The sequence below is a fragment of the Streptomyces sp. NPDC048434 genome, assembly GCF_043200375.1.
GTDB lineage: Bacteria > Actinomycetota > Actinomycetes > Streptomycetales > Streptomycetaceae > Streptomyces.
This window is the reverse complement of record NZ_JBICXQ010000008.1, coordinates 50758-76375: the sequence shown is the minus strand read 5'-3', so window position 1 is coordinate 76375 and position 25618 is coordinate 50758. Positions and strand designations below refer to the sequence as shown.

Sequence of the window (25618 nt, the reverse complement as noted above, 5' to 3'; positions counted from 1 at the left end):
GGTTCGGCATCGACTCCGAAAGGTAACAGGTGAAGGGGTGCTTGGACCCCTACGATTTCCGTGGGTCTGGCCGTCCGCCCTGAGCTGACGTACCGTCAACTCCCGCCGCGGGGACCGTACCCCGGGCGACGCCCTGCCGACCGCGCGCCCAGGAGGAGACCGTGCCCGACCGCCCGATCGCGCTCGACGAGTACCCGATCCACCAGGTCCCGCTGTCCATGCGGCATGTCGCCACCGGCGACCGCAACGCCTACGACCGGTGCATCTTCCACGTCATGGACCACTCCGGCCGCGCCCTGCTGATCGCCGGCCTCGGCGTCTATCCCAACACCGGCGTCATCGACGCCTACGCCACCCTCCGCCTCGGCGACCGGCTGCACGCCGTACGGGCCTCCGACGCACTCGGCGACGACCGCCTCGCCCTCACCGTCGGCCCGCTCACCATCACCGTCGAGGAGCCGCTCGCCCGCCTGCGGCTGACCTGCGCCGCGGACCCCGACGACCCGGACGGCCTGGCGTACGACCTGACCTGGACCGCGGCGTTTCCCGCCACCTGGGAGCCGCACCACACCCAGTACCGCGGCAACCGGTTGCTGCTCGAAGGCCGGCGGTTCGTCCAGGCGGGCACCTGCAGCGGCAGCATCCGCGTCGCCGGCCAGGAGCTCGCCGTCACGGCGGGGGAGTGGACCGGCACCCGCGACCGCAGCTGGGGCGTACGCCCGATCCCCGGTGAGGACGCCGGGCGGGCGGCCGAGGAGCTACGGCCCGAGGGCTTCCACTGGATCTGGTGCCCGGTGCGCTTCGACGACCGCTTCGTGATGGTCATCGTCCAGGAGGACGCCGACGGCCATCGCACCCTGAACGAGGCCACCATGGTCCGCGACGGCGTCCACGATGCCCAACTCGGCTGGCCGCACACGGACATCAGCTACCGCCCCGGCACCCGCCACCCCGAACGGGCCGTCATCCACCTCACCGGCCCCGCCCGTAAGCCCCTCGAACTCACCGCCGAGATCCTCACCTCCTCACCCCTCGCCGTGGGCGCCGGCTACCCTCCCCGAAGCTCCCAACTCCGTTCGGGCAAGGGGGACCCACCCGCCGACGACTGGCAGCACGGCACCTGGCAGGGGCGCGGCTGGACCGATCGCCGCAGCTACGACCTCTCCGACCCGGCCGCCCACCCCCATGCCGCCTACGGAGTCACCGACCACGCCGCCCGCTTCACCCTCAACGGCCGGACCGGCTACGGGATCTTCGAGCACGGCAGCTTCGGCCGGCACGACCCGAGCGGCTTCACCGGCTATGACTCCGTCGCGGGGGAGGCCGGAAAGTGACCACGGCGCCTCGCCCCCGCACCACCACCCGTGACCCCGAAGCGCTCGCCCGCCGGCTCACCACCTGGCTCGGCACCCGGATCCCCGGCGCCCGCGCCGTCGCGGTGACCGTCCCGGAGTCCAACGGCATGTCCAGCGAGACACTGCTCTTCGACATCGACCACCCCCGGCCGCCGTCCCCCACGCTCCCGGCTTCTTCCCCAGGCTCCCCACTCCCCTCGAACCGGGGAAACCCCCACGAGCGGGGAGGGGCGCCAACGGCCTGCGCACTGCGCCTCGCCGCCGACCCCGCCGCGTACACCGTCTTCCCGCGGTACGACATGGCCCGGCAGTACCGCACCATGCGCCTGGTCGCCGAGCACAGCGACCTGCCCGTGCCCCGCACCCTCTGGCTCGAAGAGGACCCGTCGCATCTCGGCGCGCCGTTCTTCGTCATGGCCCGCGCGGCCGGCCGCGTCCCACCGGACGTCATGCCCTATACGTACGAGGGGAGTTGGCTGTACGACGCCACCGACGCCCAGCGCGACCACCTGGAAGCCGCCAGCGTCTCGGTCCTCGCCAGACTGCACGACCAAGTCCCTTCCAGCGCGGCCGACTTCCTCGCGACCGCGGGGACGGGAAGTGCGCTGCAGCGTCATATGGAAGCCCAACGGGCCTACTACCACTGGGTCGTTGAGGGGCGGCCTCGCTCCCGGCTCATCGAGCGCGGTTTCGCCCGGCTGGCCGACCACTGGCCCTCGGACCCCGGTGAAACCGTTCTGACCTGGGGCGACGCCCGGATCGGCAATATCGTCTACGACGGCTTCGAGCCGGCGGCCGTACTCGACTGGGAAATGGCCGCCCTCGGCCCCCGCGAACTCGACCTGGGCTGGATGGTCTTTCTCCACCGCTTCTTCCAGGACCTCACCGAGAGCAGCGGCCAACGGGGACTGCCCGGATTCCTGTGCCGCGACCGCATCGAGAGCCGCTACGCCGACCTCACCGGACACCGGCCCCGCGATATGGAGTTCCACACCCTCTACGCGGCCCTGCGGCACGCCATCGTCATGCTGCGAGTGGCCTACCGACAGGTCCACTTCGGCGAGGTACCGGTCCCGGCCGACGCCGATGCGCTGATCCTGCACCGGGACACCCTGGAAGCGATGATCGAGGGCCGCTACTGGTGAAGCGGGGCGCCGGTCGTACGGGCCCTGGCGCCGGGACGCTCAGGAGAGCGGGCGCATCCCCGGCACCCGGACCGGGCGGGTGCCGGGCCCGCCGAGGTGCGAGAACGGCTGGCGGCGCCAGTCCAGGCTCTCCGGGAGGGTCAGCAGCATGGCCGCGTCCTGCTCCTGGGCGTCCAGGGTGTCAGCGGTCTCCGGAGCCTCGGACACCGTCCGCCCGGAGCCGTGGCACACCGTCAGACCGAACGGGTCCCAGGGCGAGGCGCACAGTGCGTGCTCCGGGAGCGTGTCCTCGTCCGCCAGCAGCGCGATCGGCTGCAGGCAGTCGGGGCAGGTCACGCGGTAGATCTCGTAGGTGTCGAAAGCGTCGTCCGCACCGTCGTCGCCGGAGCTGCCGGGACTGTCGCCCTCCTGGGTGCCGATGTGCGCAGCAGTGGAGTCCTGCTTAAGGCGTCGCATGATGTCCATCCCCCTCGGGTGGGCCGGTCGTACCGCTGACTTCCTGTGACGGGCGGTCCCGGCCACCAGCAGCAATTCCCTTCATGCCGCACGCATAATCGCCGGCACCCCATCGACACCGGGTCACGCGTGTGGCATTGGTCACATGGACCGGCGCGGGGGTGTCCACGATCCGGCGCGCGGTGCGCATACGCCCCCGCGCGCAGTAGGTTGAGCGGGTGGAGGAGTTGGACCGACAAATCGTGGATCTGCTCGTCAAGGACGGGCGGATGAGCTACACCGACCTGGGCAAGGCCACCGGCCTGTCCACCTCGGCGGTGCACCAGCGGGTGCGCCGTCTCGAGCAGCGCGGTGTCATCCGGGGCTATGCCGCCATCGTTGACCCCGAAGCCGTGGGCCTGCCGCTCACCGCCTTCATCTCGGTCAAACCCTTCGACCCCAGCGCGCCGGACGACATCGCCGACCGCCTTGCCGAGGTCCCCGAGCTGGAGGCCTGCCACAGCGTCGCCGGCGACGAGAACTACATCCTCAAGGTCCGGGTCGCGACCCCGCTGGAGCTGGAGCATCTGCTCACCCGCATCCGCACCCTCGCGGGCGTATCGACCCGCACCACGGTCGTGCTCTCCACCCCCTACGAGGCCCGCCCGCCGCGCATCTGACCGGCAATCGCCCCCTGCGCGCGGCCCGTCCGTCGGCAGGGGCCAAACTGTCCGGTATGAGCGAGCACCTTCCCGACCCGGCCCGGCAGCACGATCCCGACCCGGCCCGGCAGCACCGTTCCCGCCCGGCCCGGCAGCACCTTTCCCGCCCGGCCCGGCCCCGTACGGTCCTGCTGCGTGGCGGTGAGGTGCACAGCCCCGCGGACCCCTTCGCCACCGCCCTGGTCGTGGAAGGTGACCGCATCGCCTGGGTCGGCGAGGAGGGCGCGGCCGACTCCTTCGCCGAGGGTGTGGACGAGGTCGTCCAGCTGGACGGTGCGCTGGTCACGCCGGCGTTCACGGACGCACATGTGCACACCACCGCGACCGGCCTCGCCCTCACCGGCCTCGATCTGGTCGGCGTCGGCACGCTTTCCGGCGCGCTCGCCCGGATCCGTGCCTTCGCGGACGCGCGCCCCTCGGACCGGATTCTGCTCGGACACGGCTGGGACGCCGCCGTCTGGCCGGAGGGGCGCCCCCCGTCCCGCGCGGAGCTCGACGAGGCCACCGGTGGCCGTCCGCTCTATCTCACCCGTGTCGATGTGCACTCCGCGGTCGTGACGACGGCGCTGCTGGATCTGGTCCCCGGCATCCGCGAGCGGGACGGGTTCCACGACGGTGCCCCGCTCACCGGTGCCGCCCACCACGCGGCGCGCAAGGCCGCCTACGCCACGGTCACCCCCGCCCAGCGGGCCGAGGCCCAGGCGGCCGCGCTCGCCCGCGCCGCCTCGCTCGGCATCGGCAGCATCCACGAGTGCGCGGGTCCCGACATCTCCGGCGAGGACGACTTCACCGGGCTGCTCGCCCTCGCCCGGCAGGGCAACGGCCCTCGTGTCCTCGGCTACTGGGCGGAGGTGATCGCATCCGCAAAGGACGCGGAGCGGGTCCGTGAACTCGGGGCCATCGGCGCCGCGGGCGATCTGTTCGTCGACGGCTCGCTCGGATCGCACACCGCCCATCTGCACGCCCCCTACGCGGACGCCGGCCACACCGGCGCGGCCCAGCTCGACGCCGAGGCCGTCGCCGCCCATGTCGCCGCCTGCACCGAGGCCGGGCTCCAGGCGGGCTTCCACGCCATCGGTGACGCCGCCCTCACCAGCGTCGTCGCCGGGGTACGCGCCGCCGCCGACCGGGTCGGCCTGGACCGTGTCCGCGCCGCCCGGCACCGCGTCGAGCACGCCGAAATGCTCACCGAGCACACCATCGCCGGCTTCGCCGACCTGGCCCTGACCGCCTCCGTCCAGCCCGCCTTCGACGCGGCGTGGGGCGGCGCGGAGGGCATGTACGCCGCCCGCCTGGGCGCCGACCGGGCCCGCACCCTCAACCCGTACGCAGCGCTGCTCAAGGCCGGTGTCCCGCTCGCGCTCGGGTCCGACAGCCCGGTCACCCCGCTCGACCCCTGGGGCACCGTGCGCGCCGCCGTCTTCCACCGCACCCGCGCCCACGGCATCTCCGCCCGCGCCGCGTTCACCGCCCACACCCGCGGCGGCTGGCGCGCCATCGGCCGGGACGACGCGGGCGTCCTGGTGCCCGGCGCCCCTGCCGACTACGCGGTCTGGCGCACCGGCGATCTGATCGTCCAGGCACCCGATGAGCGGGTGCAGCGCTGGTCCACCGACCCCCGCTCCGGCACCCCCGGCCTGCCCGATCTCACCCCCGGCAACGACCTCCCGGTGTGCCTGACCACGGTCGTCGGCGGGCGAACGGTCTTCGGGCCGCCGAACGAGTGACATCGCGCGGGCAGGTGCCGGCGCGGGCTGCGCTTGCCGCTCCTTGCCCCACTTGAGGGCGCTCGCGGCTGACCTGGGACGACGCGAAAACGACGCAGGCGGAGCACCTGTTGACAGCAGGCGGTCGACGGCCGGTAGGTTCGGCCGAGTCCACCACAGGACGTCCGACCGGGAGACCTCCGCGCAGTCGTCGAACGCAGCTGGGCCATGGGGCGGTGCGCCACTTGGGCACACCACCACTGGGAGCCAGGTCCAGCACCAGCGACACGGGGCGACGGAAAGTTTCGGCCGGTCGGCAGGTGCGACCCGGGTGGGGCCCGGACGCTCAGTAGACAACGGCTCTCGGTCGACCCGCAGCCAGCGGGTCCCAGGTCGGCCCGAAGGGCACCGGGCCCCTATCCGCACCGCACCGCGGCCCGCCCGCGCCCTCCCGCGGTGCCCCCTTCACCTTTTGTGCACCCCATATCCGCAATCCCGGCCTCCCGATGTACGGTCAGCTCACCACCGCACGACCTGCAGGAAGGCCCGCGACCGTGCCATCGGGTTCCGACACCACCGAAGAAGCCGTCAGCGGCACCTCGCCCGACGGCCCGGTGCCGCGCGCCGAGACGGGTTCCGCTGACGCACCCCCGCGCCCGGGACGGGCCCGGCGCCTCGCCGCCCTGGTCCGCCGCGAGGCGCTGCGCACCGGCCTCGCGGCCGTCTGCGGCATCGCGCTCGGACTCGCCTTCCCGCCGTACGACCTGTGGCCGCTGTCCCTGGTGGCCGTCGCCGCGCTGTCGCTGCTCACCCGTGGCCGGACCGCCCGGCAAGGCGCCTGGACCGGCTTCGCGTTCGGGCTGCCGTTCTTCCTGATCCTGCTGAAGTGGCTGCATGTCGTCGGCTGGGACGCCGTGTTCGGCCTCTCGGTCGCCGAGGCGCTCTTCGTGACGCTGCTCGGCGCGGCGCTCGCCGTCACCTCCCGGCTGCCGGGCGGACCGCTGTGGGCCGCTTGCCTCTGGGTCGCCGAGGAGTGGGCCCGTGACCGGTTGCCGTTCGGCGGCTTCCCGTGGGGCCGGCTCGCCTTCGCCAACACCGGCTCGCCGTTCACCCCGCTCGCCGCGCTCGGCGGCGCCCCGCTGGTGACCTTCGCCGTCGCGCTGGCCGGCGCGCTGTTCGCCGCGTGTGTGGCCACCCTCTGGCAGCTGCGCGACAACGGTTCACTGCGCCGGGCCGTCCCGGCCCTGGAAGCGTTCGGGCTCGCCGCCGCGGTGACCCTGGCCGGCGTCCTGGTACCCGTTCCCACGAAGGCCGACGACACCGTCGACATCGCTGTCGTCCAGGGCAACGTCGAGCAGCCCGGCATGGACTTCCTGGGCCGGCCCATGATGATCACCGACAACCACGCCACCGCCACCGAGAAGCTCGCCGCCGACGTCAAGGCCGGCCGGGCCAAGAAGCCGGACCTGGTCATCTGGCCGGAGAACTCTTCCGACCTCGACCCGTACAAGTACCCGCAGGCCTACGACCGGATCGACGAGGCCGTGAAGGCCATCGGCGTGCCCGTCCTCGTCGGCGCCCTGATCGACCACCCCTCCAAGAAGGGCTATGTCTTCAACGAGGGCATCGTCTGGGACCCGAAGAAGGGGCCGGGCGCTTCCTACACCAAGCAGCACCCGGTGCCGTTCGGCGAGTACGTGCCGTTCCGGGAGCAGCTCAGCAAGATCATCACGCGTTTTCAGCGGGTGCCCCGCGACTTCTACCCCGGTGACCACACCGGCGTGCTCCATGTCGGCCCCGCCCGGCTCGGCGACGTCATCTGCTTCGAGGTCGCCTACGACCAGATCGTGCACGACACCGTCGACGCGGGCGCCCGCGCCCTGGTGATCCAGACCAACAACGCCACCTACGGCCGCTCCGGCCAGCCCGAGCAGCAACTGGCGATGTCCAAGCTGCGCGCCGTCGAACACGGCCGTGCCGTGGTCACCGCGGCCACCAGCGGGATCAGCGCGGTGGTCGCCCCGGACGGCAAGATCACCCACCAGATCCCCGAGTTCACCCAGGGCGTGGTCTCCGCGCGTATTCCGCTGCGCGACGAAACGACGCTCGCCGACCGCGTCGGTGCCGCTCCTGAGTGGGCGCTCGCTATCGTGGGGCTTCTGTCCTGCGCCGCCGCGGTAGTCGTCGGCCGGCGCGGGCGTACGAAGGACGAGAAGGGGCAGCAGTGACAGACGGGCAGCGGCGGTACGGTCCGCTCGGCACCACGTTGGTGATCATTCCGACCTACAACGAGGCGGAGAACATCAAGCCGATCGTCTCGCGGGTGCGGTCAGCCGTCCCCCAGGCGCATGTCCTCGTCGCGGACGACAACAGCCCTGACGGCACCGGCAAGCTCGCCGACGAACTGGCCGTCGGCGACGAGCAGGTCCATGTCCTGCACCGCAAGGGCAAGGAAGGCCTCGGCGCCGCCTACCTCGCGGGCTTCCGCTGGGGCATCGACAACGGCTACGACGTGCTGGTCGAGATGGACGCCGACGGCTCGCACCAGCCCGAGGAGCTGCCGCGGCTGCTCACCGCCCTCAAGGGCGCCGATCTCGTCCTCGGCTCCCGCTGGGTGCCCGGTGGCCGCACCGTCAACTGGCCCAAGTACCGCCAGCTCATTTCCCGTGGGGGCAGTACGTACTCCCGGCTGGTGCTGGACCTGCCGCTGCGCGACATCACCGGCGGCTACCGGGCCTTTCGCGCGGCGGCCCTCGAGGGACTGGGCCTGGACGACGTGGCCTCCCAGGGCTACTGCTTCCAGGTCGACCTCGCCCGCCGTGCCGTGCAGGCCGGCTATCACGTCGTCGAGGTGCCGATCACCTTCGTCGAACGGGAACTGGGCGACAGCAAGATGAGCCGTGACATCGTCGTGGAGGCGCTGTGGCGGGTCACGGCGTGGGGTGTCGGCTCCCGGGTCGACAAGATCCGCGGCCGCTGACGCCGGACCCGCGCCCGGCCGCCCGGAGGTGATCCCTCCCGCGACCCTTAGGGGATGCGGCGAAGCGGGCCAGGCACACTTGAGGCATGACGTTCGGAGCCACGCCACCGCCGAGTCCCCGCCCGCCCCAGCGCTCGCGCGCCCGCCGGTTCGTCCCCTTGGGCATCGCCGCCTGGATGGTGCTGGAGATCTGGCTGCTGACCGTGGTCGCGGGGGCCACCAACGGCCTGACGGTATTTCTTCTGCTGGTCGCCGGGGTGATCGTCGGCGGTTATGTGGTCAAGCGGGCCGGCCGCCGCGCCTGGCGCAACCTCACCGAGAGCTTGCAGACCCCCGGCGACCCGGCGGCGGCCGGCGACTCCACCTCGTCCGGCAACGGCACCTCCCGCGACGGCAAGCCGGGCAGCGGCAATTCGCTCCCGATGGCCGGCGGGCTGCTGCTGATGATCCCCGGGCTGGCGTCCGACGCACTGGGGCTGCTCTGCCTCTTCCCCCCGACGGGCAAGCTGATCCAGCGCCGCGCCGAGAAGCTGCTGAACCGGCGGGCGGGTCCCACCCCGGGCTCGTTCGGCGACGCCTTCCAGCAGGCCCGGATGCACCGGCCCGACGGCAAGGTCGTCCAGGGCGAGGTCATCCGCGAGGACGAGCCTTCTCCGCCGCGCCGCCAGGACCCGCCGCTGACCGGCTGAGCACGCCGGTGTCCGTGGCGTACGGGCCGAGGACGCAGCAAGGGCCGGGGCCACTGCGAAGTGCAGTGGCCCCGGCCCTTCGTGCTGCTTGGCGCAGGTCCGTTGTCAGGCGGACTTGCGGTTGGTGTCGCGCGGATGCACGGCAATGTTCATGGTGCCGGAGCGCAGGACTGCCAGCCGTTCGGCCAGCACCTCCTCGAGCTCCTCGCGGGTGCGCCGCTCCATGAGCATGTCCCAATGCGTACGCGCGGGCTTACCCTTCTTTTCCTCAGGGCCATCGCCATCCACCAGAAGCGAAGGTGCACCGCATACCTTGCACTCCCACTCCGGCGGAATCTCGGCCTCAACCGAGAACGGCATCTCAAATCGATGTCCGTTCTGGCATGCGTACTCCACCGCCTGGCGCGGGGCCAGGTCGATGCCGCGGTCGGTCTCGTAGCTGGTCACCACGAGTCGCGTGCCGCGGAGAGCTCGCTCACTCATGAATCGTGCCTCCCGGGCTTGTCGCCCACAGGACAGGTGTCGCTGTCGTCGTCATCCGGTCAACGTCCGGTCGGCGGTGAAGATTCCCGTAATCGTGATTCGGGACATGCGCCCACCCGTCGCCCACCACCGCCCATGATGGAGGCGCTGTGTGCCGCTGCCTTCCTTCGTGCCGCCCCTTGTTGTACCCACCAGCGCCCGGTTTGTCACATCTGGCAGCAGATGTCACCCAGCGCTATCCTTAGTTGAGCGCGCAGTAACGGTCCGCCTGGTGAGCCAAAGGCGTACACTACCCGCCCGCACGCCCTGGCACTAAATCCGGTCAGGCACAGGATTTCCGGCCGCGGCGATCGCCCGCCCCACCGGCACCCTCGCCAACAGGACAAAACCGATCACAAAGAACGCCACCAGGGACACAATGGCGTCCCGGTAGCTCCCGGTGAGTTGATAGGCCACCCCGAACACCAGCGGTCCCAGCCAGCTCACGCCCCGGTCGCTCATCTCGTACGCGGAAAAATATTCCGCTTCTTTGCCGCGCGGCACCAGATGGGAGAACAGCGAACGGGACAGCGCCTGGCTTCCGCCCAGGACCAGTCCGATGCCGACGGCCAGCCCGAAGAACCACCCGGGTGCCTTCGCGGGCAGGAAGTAGCCGGCCGCGATCGTCAGCACCCATGCCACCAGGGAGCCCAGGATCGTCCGCTGTGCGCCGTACCGTCCGGCCAGTCGCCCCATCAGCAGGGCGCCCGCCGCGGCCAGCACCTGGACCAGCAGCACCGCCACGATCAGCGTCGTCTGGTCCAGGCCGAGTTCCTCGGACCCGTACACGGACGCCTGGGTGATCACCGTCTGCACGCCGTCGTTGTAGACGAGGTAGGCCAGGAGGAAGGAGAGGGTGAGGGGATGGCGGCGCATCTCGCGCAGCGTCCCCCGCAGCTGCTGCCACCCGTGGCCGAGCGCGGCGCCGGCCGGCCCCGTGGTGACGGCCGCCCGCCGGTCGCGCAGCCGGCGCAGCGGAATCACCGAGAACGCGCCCCACCACAGCCCCGCCGACGCCAGACAGATGCGCACCGCGGTGCCCGTCGACAGGCCGAAGGAGTCGTGCGCGCCGTAGAGCACCAGGTTGGCGACCAGGACCAGGGCCCCGGCCGCGTAGCCGAACGCCCAGCCGCGGGAGGAGACCGCGTCCCGTTCCTCGGGCCGGGCGATCTGCGGCAGGAAGGAGTTGTAGAGCATCATCGACACCACGAACGACACATTCGCGATGACCAGCAGCGCCCCGCCCAGCAGATAGCGCTCGCCGCCCAGGAAGAACATCCCCGTCGTCGCCACGGCGCCCGTGTAGGCGCAGCAGCCCAGCAGCGGCTTCTTGCGGCCGGTCCGGTCGGCCAGTGCCCCGGCGAGCGGCATCGCCAGTACCGACAGCAGTAGCGAGGCGGACACCGCATACGCATAGAAGGAGCCCGCGCGCACCGGAATGCCCAGGGGGTGCACAAAGCCGTCCGCGTCCGCCGCGGCCTTCGCCACCGAGGTCAGATACGGCCCCAGGAACACGGTCAGGACGGTCGTCGAATAGACGCTGTTGGCCCAGTCGTACCAGTACCAGCCGCGCTGTTCACGGCGTCGGGCCGCCGTCTCGTCGACGTCCTCGGCCACGACTTGTGCGCTCTCCACGCCCACCCCGTCTTCCTGTCCCCGTTCACGGCGGCGGACGACGGCCGACGGACCCGGGTACCGGGGTGTGTCCGCACTACCGTCCGGCTCGCGACATCCCCCAGGCCGTGGCCTAGACCCAGCACCCTCGCTCGGTCAGCACCGTCCGCAGCGTCTCGATGTGGTCCGTCATGATGCCATCCACCCCGAGGTCCAGAAGCGCCGCCATCCGATCCGCGTCATTGACCGTCCAGACATGGACCTGCATGCCCAGCGCATGCGCGGCGCGCAGGAAGAGCGGGTCGACGACGGGGATGCCCGACTGCCGCTCGGGGACCTGTACGCAGATCGCGCTGCGCCGCACCGCCGCACCCAGCAGCCGGTCCAGCGGCAGCACCCCGCGGCCGTACGACCGGAGCCGCAGACCGGCCACGCCACGGGTGCCGAGCGAGCTCGCCATCCGCCGTCCGGCCAGCCGCTGGGCCCGGGCCACCCGGGCCTCCGAGAACGAACCGACGCACACCCGGTCCCAGGCTTTCGTGCGGCGCAGCAGGCCGAGCAGCGGCGCGAGCGCCGCCTCCGCCTTGAGGTCGACGTTCCAGCGTGCCCCGGGGAACTCCTCCAGCAGCTCCTCGAACAGCGGCAGCGGTTCCTGGCCGCCGACCCGGGCCCGGCTCACCGCCCGCCAGGGGAGCTGCCCGATCGCGCCGCGGGTGTCGGTGACACGGTCGAGCGTCGCGTCGTGGAAGGCGACGAGCTTTCCGTCCGATGTGGCATGCACATCGGTCTCCAGGTAGCGGTAGCCGAGGCCGACCGCGCGGCGGAAGGCGGCGGCGGTGTTCTCCAGGCCCTCGGCTGCCCCGCCCCGGTGGGCGAAGGCGAGCGGCACGGGGTGGTCGAGATAGGCGTGGCGGGTGCGTATCGCTGAGGTCACTCCGGCAGTATTGCGCGCTCGGGTGAAGCCCCTCCGCGGGCCACCACCTGCGAGGGCTTCGCGGGCCCGTCCTTGATCGCGAAGCGGCGGAGGAAGAACTGCGCCAGCGGCCCGATGGCCAGCGCATAGACCACCGTGCCGGCCCCGACGGACCCGCCGAGCAGGAAGCCGGCCGCGAGCACCGTCACCTCGATGCAGGTCCGCACCAGCCGCACCGGACGGCCGGTCCGCAGATGCAGCCCGGTCATCAGCCCGTCGCGCGGCCCCGGGCCGAAATCGGCGGCGATGTACAGACCGGTCGCGGCACCGTTGAGGAGCACGGCGCCCGCCAGCAGCGGGATACGGGCGCCCAGCGAGTGCAGCTCCGGCGTCCAGGCCAGCGTCGCGTCCATCACCAGCCCGAGGATCACCACATTGGACACCGTGCCCAGGCCGGGGCGCTGGCGCAGCGGGATCCACAGCAGCAGGATCAGCGCGCCGGACACGATGGTGACCGTGCCGATCGACAGTCCCGTATGGCGGGATATGCCCTGGTTCAGCACGCTCCATGGCTCCAGGCCCAGCCCGGCCCGCAGCATCAGCCCCATGCTCACGCCGTACAGCGTCAGTCCCGTATAGAGCTGGACCAGCCGGCGCACCGGCAGGCCCCTCCCCGGGCCGGCTTCCCCGAATATGGACACGATTTTTCCCCCTCCTGGCAGGATTGGACCGACGCATGACACCATGTGGCATGTCCGGGCTCGGGAAGTAGAGCCAATTCGGCGAAGGTGGACTGATCTTCATGGCTCAGTGGACTTCAGCGGTGGGTGCGCCCCAACTCGCCCGGCTGCTCCGGTCGCAGGACCCGCGCGATGCCCAACTCACGGCCGCCGGGCGCCGGTTGCCCGCCTACCGCAGCCTCGCCGACGGCGTCCGCCTGCTCGTACTGGAGGGCCGGGTACCGGTCGCCGCGCGGCTGCCCGCCGAGCGCGAGCTGGCCGCGGCCTTCGGCGTCAGCCGCACCACCGTCGCCGCCGCCTACGAGGCGCTGCGCGCCGAGGGATTCCTGGAGTCCCGGCGCGGCTCGGGCAGTTGGACCGCCGTCCCGGCCGGCAACCCGCTGCCCACCCGTGGCCTGGAACCGCTGCCCCCGGAAGCCGCCGGCTCCATGATCGATCTCGGCTGTGCCGCCCTCCCGGCTCCCGAGCCCTGGCTCACCCGCGCCGTCCAGGGCGCCATGGCCGACCTGCCGCTCTACGCCCACACCCACGGCGACTACCCGGCCGGTCTGCCCGTCCTGCGCCAGGCCCTCGCGGACCGCTACACCGCCCGCGGTATCCCCACCATGCCTGAGCAGATCATGGTGACCACGGGCGCGATGGGCGCGGTGGCCGCGATCTGCCGGCTGTGTACGAGCCCCGGCGAGCGGGTGGCCGTCGACTCCCCGTCGTACGCCAACATCCTCCAGCTGATGCGGGACGCCGGCGCCCGGCTCGTCCCGGTCGCGCTCGCCGAGAAGCTGGCCGGCTGGGACATCCCGGCCTGGCGCCAGGTGATGCGCGACGCCGCGCCCCGTATGGCGTATGTCGTCGCCGACTTCCACAACCCCACCGGCACCCTCGCCACCGAGGAGCAGCGCCGGCGCCTCGTCGATGCCGCCCGGTCGGCCGGCACCCTGCTGGTCGTCGACGAGACCATGACCGAACTCCAGCTGGACCAGGACGCCGCGCCGCCCCGTCCGGTCTGCGCGTTCGACCCCGCCGGCAGCGCGGTGATCACCGTCGGCTCGGCGAGCAAGGCCTTCTGGGCCGGGATGCGGATCGGCTGGGTGCGCGCCGCCCCCGACATCATCCGCAGTCTGGTCGCCGCCCGCGCCTACTCCGATCTGGGCTCACCGGTACTCGAACAGCTGGCCATCGCCTCGCTCCTGGAGAGCGGCGGCTGGGAACAGGCCGTCGACATCCGCCGCGAGCAGGCCCGCGAGAACCGCGATGCGATCGTCGCCGCGCTGCACCGGCACCTCCCTGACTGGGAGTTCAGCGTGCCCCGCGGCGGCCTCACCCTGTGGGCGCGTACGGGCGGGCTCTCCGGCTCCCGGATCGCCGAGGCGGGGGAGCGGCTCGGGGTGCGGGTGCCCTCCGGCCCGAGGTTCGGTGTCGACGGCGCCTTCGAGGGCTTCGTACGGCTGCCCTTCACGGTCAACGGAGCCGTCGCCGACGAGGCCGCGGTCCGGCTGGCGGGCGCCGCGCAACTGGTCGCGACGGGCGCACCGGTGGACACCGAGATGCGGCATACGTTCGTGGCCTGACGGCAGACCGGTCGGCGGGCCCGCCGGGCCGACCGGGATCACCTCTCCGTGCGGACGGCCTCCGCCGACCCGTTGACCGCGCGGGGTTCGCCGCCCTTGCCGGTCCGCACCCGCGGGGCCGCGCCCACCGGCTCGGCGGCGGACCCGGACTTCCCGGCGTCCGGTGCCGCGTCGGCCGCCGTGGCTTCGCCGTCCGGCTCCGCCGCAGCGGCGTCCCCGGGCTTGCTGACGCTCACCGGCCTCCGGGCGTCCGCGGGTTTGCTGACGCTCACCGGCCTGTTGGCATCCGCATCCGCGGAGGCGCTCGCGGCGCCCGGCTTGCCGCCGGCCACCGGCTTGGCCGGGCCCGCCCCGTCGGCCGGGACCGTACGCTCCGGCAGCAGCGACAGGACGGCCTGTCGGTGCGCCTGCCCGGTGGCGTCGTCGAGCGGGTCGGGCGTGGCCGGCACCTGGAGGCGCAGCACCGGAGCGGACCCCAGGCGCGCATAGCCGCGGCCCGGCGGCACGCTCGCGGTCGGTGTGGTGTGCGGCGGCGCCCCGAGCACCGCCCGTACCTCCTCCGCCGTGGCGGGGCCGAGCACCACCCGCGCCTTGGTGTGCGCCCGTACGGGGTCGCTCAGCAGCTCGGCGCTCTCGAACTGGTCGGCCACGACCACCGTGACATGGGCGGCCCGGCCGTGCCGCAGCGGCAGCTGCAGCCACCCCTGTGGATCGTCCCGGCCCTCCGCGACCGCGACATGGGCCAGCGCCGTCGGACGGTCCGCAATGATCCACAGGGGCCGCCGGGTGTCCTCCGGCGCGGACCGGCCGGCCTGCCGTGCCCGGTTCGCCGCGATCAGCCGCCGTTCGGTCTCGTGGGACGCCCACTCCAGGGTCGCCAGCGCCCCAGCAAGACCGCTCTCCACCCCCAGCACGCCGCGGCGCCCGGCCAGACACCCGTACTCGCCGGTGCCGCTGCCGTCGATGACCAGCACATCCCCGTGCTGCAGCGCCTGCAGCGCGATCGAGCGCAGCAGGGTCGTGGCGCCCGTCCCCGGCTGCCCCAGGACGAGCAGATGCGGCTCGGTGGAGCGCTGCCCGGTACGCCAGACCACCGGCGGCGCATCCCGCGTCTCCTCCCCGGCGGTGACCGGCAGGGTCCGCTGGACGGCGTCGGGGTCGGTGAACCCGAGCACCGTCTCGCCGGGTGAGGTGACGAAGCGCTGCGCACCGATATCGGCGGGCAGCGCGCCGAGCGCGGTCAGGGTGAGCTGATTGGCCAGCTCGTCCCACCCGAAGTGGTACTCCCGGCCACGTCCGGCCTTGGCGTACAGCACCTGCTCGATGCGGACCCGGGACTGGTCCTCACCGTCGGTGAAGTACGCCGGGTACTTCAGCTGCAGCCGGTCGAGCCGTCCGCTGCCGTCGAAGGCGTACTCGGTGAAGACCCGCTCCCAGCCACCGTCGTGCGCATACAGGGGGCTCGGGTCGCCATCGACCGAGAAGTACGGCACCAGCGCCTCGTAGAGCGCCCTCAGCCGTTCCCTCTCGGCCTCTCCGGGACCGGTCTCCACGGGCGTACGCTCCCGCCCCGCCCAGGCCCCCGCACCCATCACGGCGATCAGGGCGAGCAGCGGCCCGTACGGCACCAGACACATGACCAGCACACATGCGCCGACGAAGAAGGCCAGCGGGCCGCGGTGGTCCCGGGGCGTCTCGACCCAGCGCGCACGGCCGGCCGCAGCCAGCCGGCGCAGCCCCCGGCCGATGGTGATCAGCGGATGGAACACATCGGAGGCGCTGTCGGCAGCGGTCCGAGCGAGTTCTCGGCTGCGGGCGAGCGAGGTGCTGTTGGCCATGCGGGCGAGCGGTGTGCTGTCGGTCAGGATGCGGGGCAGGGGGCGCCGGGCCACATCGTCTCCTGTTGCTCGTGGCGGTGGTCGTGCGGGCGGGCTCGGTGCGGGCGGCGAGCCGGGAGGTGCCGCACGCGGAGCCGCCCGGACGGTAGGGGGTACGGCCCGTTCGGGCGGGACCCGTGGAGCGGTACCGGACGAGGACTCCGGGCCCTAGATCTTGATCCCCCCGAGGAGGCTCGCCAGGCTCGCCCCGCCGGCCTTGATGCTGGGCGCGATGGCGGAGCTGGCGAGATAGAACCCGAAGAGCGCGGAGACCAGTGCATGCGACAACTTCAGGCCGTCTTTGCGGAAGAAGAGGAAGACGATGACACCGAGCAGGACGACGCCGGAAATGGACAGAATCATGGGGGTTCTCTCCTGGGTGGTGGGGACGGTCACCATGAGTTCTTCCAGCCTCACAGCACCTATCAAGCCACGAAAAGCTGCAAATGGGTGATTTGTCGTGGAAATTCCCCAAATGGGCGTAGTTCCAGGGCGTGCCGCATCGGCGTGTGCTCGGCGTGTCGCGGTCCGGTTCCGCCGACCCGGCACAATCGTGGGGTGTCGAAGCCGAACAAGCCCAACAGGCCGAAGAACGCGCCGCGCCGCCCGGCCGCCGCTGTCGCCCCCGCCGCACCGTGCCCGTGCGGGCGCCCCGAGGCCTACCGCGACTGCTGCGCCCCGTTTCATCAGGGGCACGCCACCGCCCCGACCGCGGAGCGCCTGATGCGCTCGCGCTACAGCGCCTTCGCTGTCGGTGACACCGGCTACCTGCTGCGCACCTGGCACCCGACGACCCGCCCCGGCAGCCTCGACCTCGAACCGGCACAGCGCTGGACCGGCCTGGACATCCTCGGCACCACCGGCGGCAGTGCCTTCCACACCGAAGGCACCGTGGAATTCCGGGCGCACTTCATCCTGCACGGCCGCGCCGACAGCCAGTACGAGCACAGCCGCTTCGTCCGCGACGGCGGCCAGTGGGTCTATCTCGACGCGCTGCCGTCGGTGTAGCCCTGTCCGCCGGGCGTCCCCGGCGGACCGAGGCCGGACGAGCCCCTGTCACCGCTTCGTCCGGCGACAGTTCCTCAGGGCCCCGGGGCCGTCCCGTTCAGAGCCCGCGCAGCTGGTCGATCTCGCGGCGGTCGCGCTTGGTGGGACGTCCGGTGCCGCGCTCGCGCAGCGCGATCACCGGAACCTCCTCGCGCGGCGGGGCCGGCGGACTGTTGTCGATGAAGCACTCGGCGGCGACGGCCGCGCCCACCCGCTTGCGCACCAGCCGCGAGACGACCACGATCCGCTCCCGGCCCGCGTGCCGCAGCCGCACCTCGTCGCCGTTGCGTACGGCATGGGCCGGCTTCACCCGTTCTCCGTTGACCCGCACGTGCCCCGCGCGGCAAGCCGCCGCCGCCAGCGACCGCGTCTTGGTGAGCCGCACGGACCAGATCCAGCTGTCGATGCGGGTGGTCCCCTCGTCTGAAGCCATACCAAGACTCTAGAACGGGTGCCCCGGTGCGCGGCGGCCCAACGGGCCCGGGGTCTGTCCCGGCCTTCCGCCGGACAGGTCCTACGCGGACGACCGACGGCCCGTCTTCTTGGCCGCGGATTTCTTGGCGGTGCTCTTCGACGCCGTTTTCCCGGACGTGCCCGCGGCCTTGCTGCGGGTGCCGGTGCTGCTCTTCTTGGCCGTCGAAGCGGCTTTCGCCCGGCCGCCGGAGTCCTTGGGGGCGGCCGCCGACTTCTTCGCGGGAGCTTTCTTCGCGGTGGCCGAGGCGGTCTTCGTTGCCGCCTTCTTCGTGGCCGTGCCGCTCCCCTTGGTGGCGCGCGGCTCCGCCTCGCTCTTCTTCGTCTTCCGTCCCTGTATGGGTGTCACGGACGCCGACTCCGCCTGCGCGTCGGGCTCCCCGCCGCCCTGCGCCGCCCGGACGCTCTTCTCCAGGGCCGCCGTCAGATCGATGACCTGGGCGCCGGATGTGTCCGACGCGGCGGAGGCGGCCGGCTCCTCGCCCTCCAGCTTGGCGGCGACCAGCTCCTCCACGGCCTCGCGGTAGTCGTCGTGGAGTTCGGCGGGGTCCAGCTCACCCAGAGAGTCCATCAGCGTCTCGGCCAGCGTCAGCTCGTTCTCGCGCAGCTCGACATCGTCCGGCGCCACACCGGTGGCGGGCCGGATCTGATCCGGCCACAGCAGCGTATGCATCACGATCGCCCCGTCGTACGCCCGCAGCATCGCCAGCGACTCCCGCCCCCGCATCGCCACCTTGCCCACGGCGACCTTCTGATGGTGCTCCAGCGCCTCCCGCAGCAGCGTGTACGGCTTGGTGGCGGTAGCTCCGTTGGGTCCCAGGTAATAAGCCTTGTCCATCTGGAGCGGGTCGATCTCGGCGGGGTCGACGAACGACAGGATCGACAGCGTCTTGGCGGTCGGCAGCGGCAGCTGGGACAGGTCGTCGTCGGTGATCGGTACGACGGTCTCGTCGCCCGGCGGCTGATAGCCCTTGCCGACCTCCTCGTTCGGGACCTCCTCGCCGTCCAGCTCACAGATCTTCCGGTACTGGATCTGCGCGCCGTCCTTCTCATGGATGCGTACGAAAGAGACCGACGAGGTGCGGTCGGTGGCGCTGTAGGTCTTCACGGGGATGGTGACCAAACCAAACGATATGGAGCCATTCCAGATAGATCGCATCTTTCATCCCTTATGTGGGATTCTCATCGTATGTCGCCGATCACCGTCGTGGAGGGGCGGCGCCTCCCACTGACCAACCTGGACAAGGTCCTCTATCCCGGGACCGGCACCACCAAGGGTGAGGTGCTGCACTACTGCACCACCGTCGCGGACCCGCTGCTCGCCCACCTCCACGACCGGCCGCTCTCCTTCCTGCGCTACCCCGACGGGCCGGACGGCCAGCGCTTCTTCACCAAGAACGTGCCGCCCGGCACACCCTCCTGGGTGAAGACCTGCGAGGTCCCCCATTCGACGTCCGCGCCCACCCGGCAGGTCCTGCTGCAGGACCTGCCCGCACTGGTCTGGGCCGCGAACCTGGTCGTCGAACTGCACACCCCGCAGTGGAAGTGCCAGGCCCCGGGCATCGCCGACCGCCTCGTCCTCGACCTCGATCCCGGCGCTCCGGCCACCATCGTGGAGTGCTGCGCCGCGGCGCAGTGGCTGCACGACCGGCTGGCCGCCGACGGCCTGGACGCCTACGCCAAGACCAGCGGCTCCAAGGGCCTGCACCTCACCGTGCCCATCGAACCCACCCCCTCCGAGCGGGTCACCGCCTACGCCAAGACTCTCGCCGTCGAGGCCGCGGCGGCGCTACCGGACCTTGTCGTGCACAAGATGACCAAGGCCCTGCGCCCCGGCAAGGTCTTCATCGACTTCTCCCAGAACGCCGCCGCCAAGACCACCGCCGTCGCCTACACCCTGCGCGCCCGCCCCACCCCCACCGTTTCTGCCCCGGTCACCTGGGACGAGGTTGCCGAGTGCACCGAACCACGGCAACTCACCTTCCTCTTCAGCGAGATCGCCCCCCGCCTCGCGCGCCACGGCGACCTGCTCGTCCCGCTCCTCGACCCCGACCGGGCCCGCCCACTGCCCGGATCCCCACCCTCCCGTGCGCCCACGGCCCCCGATCGGCGCGGGCCCACCCGGAGTTCGACGTAGATTGACGGCATGTTGGAGGGGACACCACACACACCACACGACACACTGCCGCTGCGCCTGCCGGACCGGTGGACGGATGGCGGGACAGCCGACGAGGGGCCGGCGCCCGGCGCCGAGGGGGGACCGGACGGGCGGACGCCGCGGCGGGGGCGGCACCGGCAGGCCGACGGCAAACGCGGCGGCGAGGGCGGGGGACTGCAGCGCTCCTCGCTCCTGATGGCGCTGGGGACCGTGGTCTCCCGCGGCACGGGACTGATCCGGCAGGTGCTCCAGGCGGGCGCACTCGGCACCGGACTGCTCGCCACGACGTACAACACCGCCAACACGGTCCCGATGAGCATCTACACCCTGCTGATCGGCGGCGCACTGAACTCGGTGCTGGTGCCGCAGCTGGTACGCGCCAGGGCCGAGCACGCGGACGGCGGCCGCGCCCACGAGCAGCGCCTGGTCACCCTCGTCCTGAGCGTGCTGGCGGTGGGCACCTTGCTCTCGGTCTGGGCCGCGCCGCGGATCGTCGCCCTCTACACACCCGACACGCCCCGACACCACGCCGCCTTCGAACTCACCGTGGTGTTCGCCCGCTTCCTGCTGCCGCAGATCTTCTTCTACGGTCTGTTCTTCATCCTCGGCCAAGTCCTCAACGCCCGGAGCAAGTTCGGCGCGATGATGTGGACGCCGGTCCTCAACAACATCGTGCTGATCACGATGTTCGGGATCTACCTCGGCCTGCTGGCCGGGCCCGGCCGCATCGAGGACATCACCCCCGGCCAGATCGATCTCCTCGGCCTCGCCACCACCGCCGGCATCGCCGTGCAGGGCCTGGCCCTGATCCCCTTCGTCCGTGCCGCCGGCTTCCGCTTCCGGCCGCGCTTCGACTGGCGTGGCACCGGTCTGCGCAAGAGCATCACGGCCGCCCGCTGGACCCTGCTGTTCGTGCTCGCCAACCTGGTCGCGATGGTCGTCGTCACGCACTACGCCGGCGCCGCGGACCAGCAACTCCCCACCGCAGGCGTCGGATACAGCGCCTACAGCTATACCCAGATCATCTGGACGCTGCCGCAGTCGATCGTCACCGTCTCGCTGGTGACGGCGCTGCTGCCACGGATGAGCCGCGCGGTCGCCGAGAACCGTCCGGACGAGCTGCGCAGTGACCTCTCCCGTGCGCTGCGCATCAGCGGGGTCGTCATCGTCCCGGCCGCCTTCTTCTTCCTCGCCCTCGGCCCGCAGACCGCCCAACTCCTGTTCGCGCACGGCGCCGTGGACGCCGTGTCGGCCGCGCCCGCCGGACACATGCTGCAGGCCTTCGGGCTCGGTCTGATCCCGTACTCGGCCCAGTACCTGCTGCTGCGCGGCTTCTACGCCTTCGAGGACACCCGTACACCGTTCTGGATGGCCGTCTGGATCGCCGCCGTCAACATAGCCCTGGCCACCGCGTGCCATCTGCTGCTGCCCACCCGCTGGGCGGTCACCGGTATGGCCGCCGCCTACGCCGTCGCGTACGGCGTCGGGCTGGTGGTCACCGCGCTGCTGCTGCGCCGGCGGCTCTCCGGACGCCTCGACGGCCGGCGCCTGTGCCGCACGTACGGCAAGCTGGCCGCGTCCGCCGCCACGGCCGCAGCGGTCGGCTGGCTCGCGGCCCGTGCCTGCACCGGCGTGCCCGTCCCGGCAGGCTGGCTCCCCGCCCTGGCCCTGGCCGCCGGCGGACTCAGCATGGCGCTGATCTTCCTGGCGCTGGCCCGCGCCATGAAGATCGGTGAGCTGCGCAGCCTGCTCGGACTGCGGTGACCCGGGCGGCGGACCGGCTCACACCGCGCGCGACCGCGGCCAGGACGCCTGCGCGGCGACCGCGAGCCAGCCGATAACGGCACCGACCGTGGTGTCACCCAGGCGCGCGATCTCCGCCAGGGCCGCCAGGTCCGCGTCGGCCGGCGCGACACCGGCCGCGGTCAAGGCGGCCTGGAGCTCCAGCCGCCGGTGATCGGGCATCGCCACCGGCCCTTGCCGCTGCTGTTCGGGGCGCGGGGGAGCGGGCAGGTCGTAAGGCCGCGGAGGCTCGAAGGGCAGTCGGTCCTCCGGGCGGGGCGGCGGGAGGAAGGGGTGTGCGGCGTACGTGGACGGGTGCGGCGGTTCGTGCGGGTGCGCGGGCGCACCGAGGCGCTCCTCGGGGTGCGGGGGAGCGAGCACATATTCCGGCGTCGCACCGTACGGCGGGGGAGTGGGGCGGAAAGGCGACATGGGGGCCTCCACAACTCGCGGTCCGAAGGGTTCATGGGATTCGGCGAAGACTGTGTCAGTTCTTCGGAAGCCGGACGGTGCCCGTTCGGTTGCGGATGAGGCTCGGGTTCACCCGATGGGCCCAAGGGGCACCGGCCGCTCGCGTCACTGTCGCCGGATGCCCCGCCCTGACGCACCGTTGCATGCGTACGGGAACCACACGGTGCACCACCACCGGCTGGCGCTGGATGCCGTGCCGGACGGCTGCGGCCGGGCGCCGGACATCGGATGGCCGAGCCGCTCGCCCCTCCTGGACCCGACGCCGGGACCGGCTGCCTTTTCGGCCCGTCGAGCCGAAAACGGGGTGCGTAAAGCACTTCTGACGAACGATCGGTGATCGACGGCGCTACGGCATTTTCGGGGGAATTCTGCGGTTGCCACGGTGTGGACACATAACTCACCCCTTTTGTTCACACCGTGGTGATTACCGCAATGGAAAGCTTTCTGCGGCCGTATTCCCAACGGCCGGCGCCGGTCGTGCCCCACATTTTCGCGACTCGGTGCCACAAATCGGGGAGAGGACACCCTTCGTGGACAACACCCGCGTGAACCGTCGCGCCCGTATCGCGCTGGCCGTCGCCGCCGGAACGGTATTGACGGCGGTGGTCGCACAGATCCCGGCCGGTGCGGCGGCCACTCCGGCCGCAGATCACCGTGCCACTGCCGCGTCCGTCACCCGGCACTCATCCATATCCGTCGGCGCCTTTGACGACACGTACTACAAAGACGCCATCGGCAAGACCGGCCAGGCGCTCAAGGATTCGCTGCACCGGATCATCAGCACCACCCAGACCGGAAAGCTGACGTATTCCCAGGTCTGGGACGCCCTCAAGGACACCGACCAGGACCCGGCCAACAGCGCGAACGTCATTCTGCTGTACACCGGCCGATCGCAGAGCAAGGACGCCCACGGCGGAAATCCCGACGACTGGAATCGCGAGCACGTCTGGGCGAAGTCCCATGGCGACTTCGGTACCGCCACCGGTCCCGGCACCGACATCCACCATCTGCGCCCGGCGGATGTGTCCGTCAACAGCGCCCGCGGCGACAAGGACTTCGACAAGGGCGGTACGGAGGTCGGTGAGGCGCCGGGCAACTACACCGACGGCGACTCCTTCGAGCCCCGTGACGCGGTCAAGGGCGATGTCGCCCGCATGATCCTCTATATGGCCGTCCGCTACGACGGTGGCGACGGCTTCGCCGACCTGGAGCCCAATGACCAGGTCGGCAACGGCTCCCAGCCGCACATCGGACGGCTCTCCGTCCTGAAGCAGTGGAGCAAGCAGGACCCGCCGGACTCCTTCGAACAGCGCCGCAACCAGGTGATCTTCGATAAGTACCAGCACAACCGGAACCCGTTCATCGACCACCCGGAGTGGGTCGACGCGATCTGGTAGACCGCATCCGGCCAGCCGGGCCGGGGCCGGCGGTCAATTTCGCCGGTCCCGGCGTGGCGCGTACGGCAGTCGGGGCGCTCGCGCATCGGATGGCGTAGGCCAACCAGCGCCCGGCCGAGGTCGTTTTTAGCGTGGGCCACATGTCGACCGCGAGTTGGGCCCCCGTCAGAGTCGTTACCGCAGCCACCGTTTGTGCCGTGAGCCTGCTGGCCGTGCCCGGCCCGGCGGCCGCCGATGGCCCCCATGGCATCGACGACCTGCGGGCCGCCGCGCACGTGGCCGATCCGGTCCACGCCACCAGCCGGCTGGACGGCCGGGGGGTGCGGTTCCGGCCCAGGCCGGACGTGCCGGAGCCACCGGATGTCTCCGCCCTGTCGTGGATGGTGACGGACATGGCGAGCGGCAAGGTCCTCGCGGCCAAGGACGCCCACCGGCCACTGCCCCCCGCCAGCACCCTCAAGACGCTCTTCGCCGTGACGGTGCTGCCGAAGTTCTCCCAGGGGGAGGTCCACACCGTTTCCCTCCAGGACCTGGCCGGTGTCGAGGCGGGCAGCTCGCTCGCCGGCCTCAAGGAAGACCTCCCCTATCGCGTCGCCGACCTGTGGCACGGCGTCTTCCTCCGCTCGGGCAGCGATGCGGTACACACCCTGGCCGGCATGAACGGTGGCTGGGACAAGACCATCGACGATATGCAGGAGATGGCGTACAGCCTCGGCGCCCGCGACACCACCGTGGCGTCCGCCGACGGGTTCGACACGCCGGGCCAGTTCTCGTCCGCCTATGACCTGACGCTCTTCGGGCGGGCCGGCCTGACCGACCCCGACTTCGCCCACTTCGCCTCGACGAAGCAGACGGAGCTGCCGGAGGAAGGCGGTCCGGACGCGTTCGGCATCCAGAACACCAACCGGCTGCTGGTCGGCTCGCACGGCGTCAAGCCGTACGACGGCCTGATCGGGGTGAAGAACGGCTATACGAGCCACGCCGGCAACACCCTGATCGCCGCCGCCCGACGCGACGGCCGGACGCTGCTGGTCACCGTGATGAACCCGCAGTCCGGCAGCCGGAACGCCGTCTACGAGGAGGCCCGCAACCTGCTGGACTGGGGATTCGAGGCGGCTCCCCGGGCCGCGGCCGTCGGCGCACTGCCCACCCTGGAGCTCGGCGAGGGCAGCGGCCGGTCGCAGCCCGTCGCCCACCGGCCGCGGTCCGTCATGCCGCTGCACAGGGCAGCGGTCGCGGCGCAGCCGGACGTCGACGCCCATGCGCGGTACTGGTGGTTCCTCTCCGCCGCCGGAGCCGTCGGGGTCATTGCCCTCGCCGGGCTCGGCACCGGTCTGTGGTGGCGTCGGCGCAAGCCGGCCGAGGGGGCGGGCGAGGAGTCCGACTGAGGCCGTGCCCTCCCGCCGCCGGCCGTCGTACATCCATCCGATCGGTCAGGGATACGGAGGACGCACGATGGCCTTGCCCGGTGAAGGGCGACGCGTCCGTCACGGTTGTGCGGCCTGCCGGGCGTCGCTCGGTGTAGCGTCCTGATCAGCTGTCGTGGTTCCGAAGTGCCGGGCGCCCGTGTCGCATTCACGGGCGTCCTTGCTGTGTAGCGCGTCTCCGGACCAGGGCGATCACCTCCGGGGTCCGCAGTGCGCGGAACCCGATTCGAGCCCATTGAACGAAGGAGACGGAAATGGCGTCCGGCACGGTGAAGTGGTTCAACTCGGAGAAGGGCTTCGGCTTTATTGCGCAGGACGGTGGCGGCGCCGACGTCTTCGCGCACTACTCCAACATCGATGCCACGGGCTTCCGCGAGCTGCAGGAGGGCCAGAAGGTGACCTTCGAGGTCACCCAGGGGCACAAGGGCCCCCAGGCGGAGAAGATCCGCCTGGCGTAGGTCCGGCGGACTCGCCGTCGGCGCCCGTTCCCGGCCCGGGGGCGGGCGCCGACGCGTGGTGCGCCGCGGGCCTCACCCGATCGGCCGCGGACGGCGGCAAAGGGCCGCCTGCCCTCGCGGGCGGGCGGGCCTCCGCCGAGG

24 protein-coding genes are annotated in these 25618 nt (G+C 71.8%); 14 read left to right on the top strand and 10 right to left on the bottom strand.

The annotated features are described in order from the left end of the window. The first annotated feature begins 161 nt into the window (after positions 1-161). Together ACGFWI_RS11795 and ACGFWI_RS11790 are read left to right on the top strand one after the other, a co-directional pair. Entirely contained in the window at positions 162-1334 is a 1173-nt protein-coding gene (locus ACGFWI_RS11795; protein WP_393905792.1) for a hypothetical protein, read from the top strand. Further along, positions 1331-2500, top strand: a complete 1170-nt coding sequence (locus ACGFWI_RS11790) for a phosphotransferase family protein (protein ID WP_393905791.1) — start codon at positions 1331-1333, stop codon at positions 2498-2500. Before ACGFWI_RS11795 ends, ACGFWI_RS11790 begins: the two co-directional genes overlap by 4 nt. Positions 2501-2539: 39 nt before the next feature. Here the strand turns inward: ACGFWI_RS11790 and ACGFWI_RS11785 are convergent, their stop codons facing one another. Continuing rightward, the gene (locus ACGFWI_RS11785; protein ID WP_393905790.1) at positions 2540-2965 is read right to left on the bottom strand and encodes a hypothetical protein; all 426 of its coding nucleotides are present in this window, start codon (positions 2963-2965) and stop codon (positions 2540-2542) included. Between the two features lie 209 nt (positions 2966-3174). Between ACGFWI_RS11785 and ACGFWI_RS11780 the strand changes: the two genes are divergently transcribed. From ACGFWI_RS11780 to fxsA, 5 genes are all read left to right on the top strand, one after another. Next, complete coding sequence (locus ACGFWI_RS11780) at positions 3175-3615, top strand: Lrp/AsnC family transcriptional regulator (protein ID WP_026170119.1); 441 nt, start codon at positions 3175-3177, stop codon at positions 3613-3615. Between the two features lie 56 nt (positions 3616-3671). After that, on the top strand, positions 3672-5384 hold the full coding sequence (locus ACGFWI_RS11775; protein WP_393905789.1) for an amidohydrolase: 1713 nt from the start codon (positions 3672-3674) through the stop codon (positions 5382-5384). A gap of 533 nt (positions 5385-5917) precedes the next feature. Further along, positions 5918-7591 carry an apolipoprotein N-acyltransferase gene (lnt, locus tag ACGFWI_RS11770; protein ID WP_393905788.1) on the top strand — a complete coding sequence of 558 codons (1674 nt, stop codon included), beginning with the start codon at positions 5918-5920 and terminating at the stop codon, positions 7589-7591. Further along, the gene (locus tag ACGFWI_RS11765; protein WP_393905787.1) at positions 7588-8343 is read left to right on the top strand and encodes a polyprenol monophosphomannose synthase; all 756 of its coding nucleotides are present in this window, start codon (positions 7588-7590) and stop codon (positions 8341-8343) included. Before lnt ends, ACGFWI_RS11765 begins: the two co-directional genes overlap by 4 nt. A gap of 86 nt (positions 8344-8429) precedes the next feature. Next, the gene (gene fxsA / locus ACGFWI_RS11760; protein ID WP_393905786.1) at positions 8430-9032 is read left to right on the top strand and encodes an FxsA family membrane protein; all 603 of its coding nucleotides are present in this window, start codon (positions 8430-8432) and stop codon (positions 9030-9032) included. A 105-nt stretch (positions 9033-9137) separates the two neighbouring features. Here the strand turns inward: fxsA and ACGFWI_RS11755 are convergent, their stop codons facing one another. From ACGFWI_RS11755 to ACGFWI_RS11740, 4 genes are all read right to left on the bottom strand, one after another. Then, a complete protein-coding gene (locus tag ACGFWI_RS11755; protein WP_006601711.1) occupies positions 9138-9515 on the bottom strand; it encodes an RNA polymerase-binding protein RbpA in 378 nt (125 codons plus the stop codon). A gap of 312 nt (positions 9516-9827) precedes the next feature. After that, positions 9828-11189: an MFS transporter gene (locus ACGFWI_RS11750; RefSeq protein WP_393905785.1), complete on the bottom strand. Its 1362-nt coding sequence runs from the start codon at positions 11187-11189 to the stop codon at positions 9828-9830. Between the two features lie 112 nt (positions 11190-11301). Beyond that, the gene (locus ACGFWI_RS11745; protein WP_393905784.1) at positions 11302-12102 is read right to left on the bottom strand and encodes a glycerophosphodiester phosphodiesterase family protein; all 801 of its coding nucleotides are present in this window, start codon (positions 12100-12102) and stop codon (positions 11302-11304) included. After that, positions 12099-12689 carry a YitT family protein gene (locus tag ACGFWI_RS11740; protein ID WP_393905961.1) on the bottom strand — a complete coding sequence of 197 codons (591 nt, stop codon included), beginning with the start codon at positions 12687-12689 and terminating at the stop codon, positions 12099-12101. Before ACGFWI_RS11740 ends, ACGFWI_RS11745 begins: the two co-directional genes overlap by 4 nt. Positions 12690-12883: 194 nt before the next feature. Between ACGFWI_RS11740 and ACGFWI_RS11735 the strand changes: the two genes are divergently transcribed. Next, on the top strand, positions 12884-14389 hold the full coding sequence (locus ACGFWI_RS11735) for a PLP-dependent aminotransferase family protein (RefSeq protein ID WP_393905783.1): 1506 nt from the start codon (positions 12884-12886) through the stop codon (positions 14387-14389). A gap of 38 nt (positions 14390-14427) precedes the next feature. On the opposite strand, the gene ACGFWI_RS11730 is transcribed toward ACGFWI_RS11735, so the two are convergent. Together ACGFWI_RS11730 and ACGFWI_RS11725 are read right to left on the bottom strand one after the other, a co-directional pair. After that, the gene (locus ACGFWI_RS11730) at positions 14428-16281 is read right to left on the bottom strand and encodes a hypothetical protein (protein ID WP_393905782.1); all 1854 of its coding nucleotides are present in this window, start codon (positions 16279-16281) and stop codon (positions 14428-14430) included. A 153-nt stretch (positions 16282-16434) separates the two neighbouring features. Next, positions 16435-16629: a hypothetical protein gene (locus tag ACGFWI_RS11725; RefSeq protein WP_018092434.1), complete on the bottom strand. Its 195-nt coding sequence runs from the start codon at positions 16627-16629 to the stop codon at positions 16435-16437. Positions 16630-16824: 195 nt separating this feature from the next. On the opposite strand from ACGFWI_RS11725, the gene ACGFWI_RS11720 reads away from it, so the two are divergent. Beyond that, positions 16825-17274: a YchJ family protein gene (locus tag ACGFWI_RS11720; RefSeq protein ID WP_393905781.1), complete on the top strand. Its 450-nt coding sequence runs from the start codon at positions 16825-16827 to the stop codon at positions 17272-17274. 97 nt (positions 17275-17371) lie between these two features. Here ACGFWI_RS11720 and ACGFWI_RS11715 read toward each other — a convergent pair whose 3' ends face one another. After that, complete coding sequence (locus ACGFWI_RS11715) at positions 17372-17746, bottom strand: RNA-binding S4 domain-containing protein (protein WP_311622382.1); 375 nt, start codon at positions 17744-17746, stop codon at positions 17372-17374. Between the two features lie 81 nt (positions 17747-17827). Further along, the gene (locus tag ACGFWI_RS11710; protein WP_393905780.1) at positions 17828-18943 is read right to left on the bottom strand and encodes a Ku protein; all 1116 of its coding nucleotides are present in this window, start codon (positions 18941-18943) and stop codon (positions 17828-17830) included. A gap of 30 nt (positions 18944-18973) precedes the next feature. Here ACGFWI_RS11710 and ligD point away from each other — a divergent pair, with 30 nt between their 5' ends. Beyond that, complete coding sequence (gene ligD, locus ACGFWI_RS11705) at positions 18974-19921, top strand: non-homologous end-joining DNA ligase (protein WP_393905779.1); 948 nt, start codon at positions 18974-18976, stop codon at positions 19919-19921. A 9-nt stretch (positions 19922-19930) separates the two neighbouring features. Further along, on the top strand, positions 19931-21706 hold the full coding sequence (murJ, locus tag ACGFWI_RS11700) for a murein biosynthesis integral membrane protein MurJ (RefSeq protein WP_393905778.1): 1776 nt from the start codon (positions 19931-19933) through the stop codon (positions 21704-21706). A gap of 18 nt (positions 21707-21724) precedes the next feature. Here murJ and ACGFWI_RS11695 read toward each other — a convergent pair whose 3' ends face one another. Continuing rightward, positions 21725-22156 carry a hypothetical protein gene (locus ACGFWI_RS11695; RefSeq protein WP_393905777.1) on the bottom strand — a complete coding sequence of 144 codons (432 nt, stop codon included), beginning with the start codon at positions 22154-22156 and terminating at the stop codon, positions 21725-21727. Positions 22157-22725: 569 nt separating this feature from the next. Between ACGFWI_RS11695 and ACGFWI_RS11690 the strand changes: the two genes are divergently transcribed. From ACGFWI_RS11690 to ACGFWI_RS11680, 3 genes are all read left to right on the top strand, one after another. Continuing rightward, on the top strand, positions 22726-23592 hold the full coding sequence (locus tag ACGFWI_RS11690) for an endonuclease I family protein (RefSeq protein WP_393905776.1): 867 nt from the start codon (positions 22726-22728) through the stop codon (positions 23590-23592). Positions 23593-23732: 140 nt separating this feature from the next. Continuing rightward, complete coding sequence (locus ACGFWI_RS11685; RefSeq protein ID WP_393905775.1) at positions 23733-24980, top strand: D-alanyl-D-alanine carboxypeptidase family protein; 1248 nt, start codon at positions 23733-23735, stop codon at positions 24978-24980. A gap of 293 nt (positions 24981-25273) precedes the next feature. Next, on the top strand, positions 25274-25477 hold the full coding sequence (locus ACGFWI_RS11680; RefSeq protein ID WP_006601696.1) for a cold-shock protein: 204 nt from the start codon (positions 25274-25276) through the stop codon (positions 25475-25477). Positions 25478-25618 lie beyond the last annotated feature (141 nt).

What these genes read in the sequence shown, in the direction of transcription:
- ACGFWI_RS11785 (WP_393905790.1), bottom strand. Translation starts at nt 2,965, where the DNA reads ATGGACATCATGCGACGCCTTAAGCAGGACTCCACTGCTGCGCACATC.
- ACGFWI_RS11685 (WP_393905775.1), top strand. Translation starts at nt 23,733, where the DNA reads ATGTCGACCGCGAGTTGGGCCCCCGTCAGAGTCGTTACCGCAGCCACC.
- ACGFWI_RS11725 (WP_018092434.1), bottom strand. Translation starts at nt 16,629, where the DNA reads ATGATTCTGTCCATTTCCGGCGTCGTCCTGCTCGGTGTCATCGTCTTC.
- ACGFWI_RS11695 (WP_393905777.1), bottom strand. Translation starts at nt 22,156, where the DNA reads ATGTCGCCTTTCCGCCCCACTCCCCCGCCGTACGGTGCGACGCCGGAA.
- ACGFWI_RS11740 (WP_393905961.1), bottom strand. Translation starts at nt 12,689, where the DNA reads ATGGGGCTGATGCTGCGGGCCGGGCTGGGCCTGGAGCCATGGAGCGTG.
- murJ (WP_393905778.1), top strand. Translation starts at nt 19,931, where the DNA reads ATGTTGGAGGGGACACCACACACACCACACGACACACTGCCGCTGCGC.
- ACGFWI_RS11755 (WP_006601711.1), bottom strand. Translation starts at nt 9,515, where the DNA reads ATGAGTGAGCGAGCTCTCCGCGGCACGCGACTCGTGGTGACCAGCTAC.
- ACGFWI_RS11710 (WP_393905780.1), bottom strand. Translation starts at nt 18,943, where the DNA reads ATGCGATCTATCTGGAATGGCTCCATATCGTTTGGTTTGGTCACCATC.
- ACGFWI_RS11680 (WP_006601696.1), top strand. Translation starts at nt 25,274, where the DNA reads ATGGCGTCCGGCACGGTGAAGTGGTTCAACTCGGAGAAGGGCTTCGGC.
- ACGFWI_RS11715 (WP_311622382.1), bottom strand. Translation starts at nt 17,746, where the DNA reads ATGGCTTCAGACGAGGGGACCACCCGCATCGACAGCTGGATCTGGTCC.
- ligD (WP_393905779.1), top strand. Translation starts at nt 18,974, where the DNA reads ATGTCGCCGATCACCGTCGTGGAGGGGCGGCGCCTCCCACTGACCAAC.
- ACGFWI_RS11735 (WP_393905783.1), top strand. Translation starts at nt 12,884, where the DNA reads ATGGCTCAGTGGACTTCAGCGGTGGGTGCGCCCCAACTCGCCCGGCTG.
- ACGFWI_RS11775 (WP_393905789.1), top strand. Translation starts at nt 3,672, where the DNA reads ATGAGCGAGCACCTTCCCGACCCGGCCCGGCAGCACGATCCCGACCCG.
- fxsA (WP_393905786.1), top strand. Translation starts at nt 8,430, where the DNA reads ATGACGTTCGGAGCCACGCCACCGCCGAGTCCCCGCCCGCCCCAGCGC.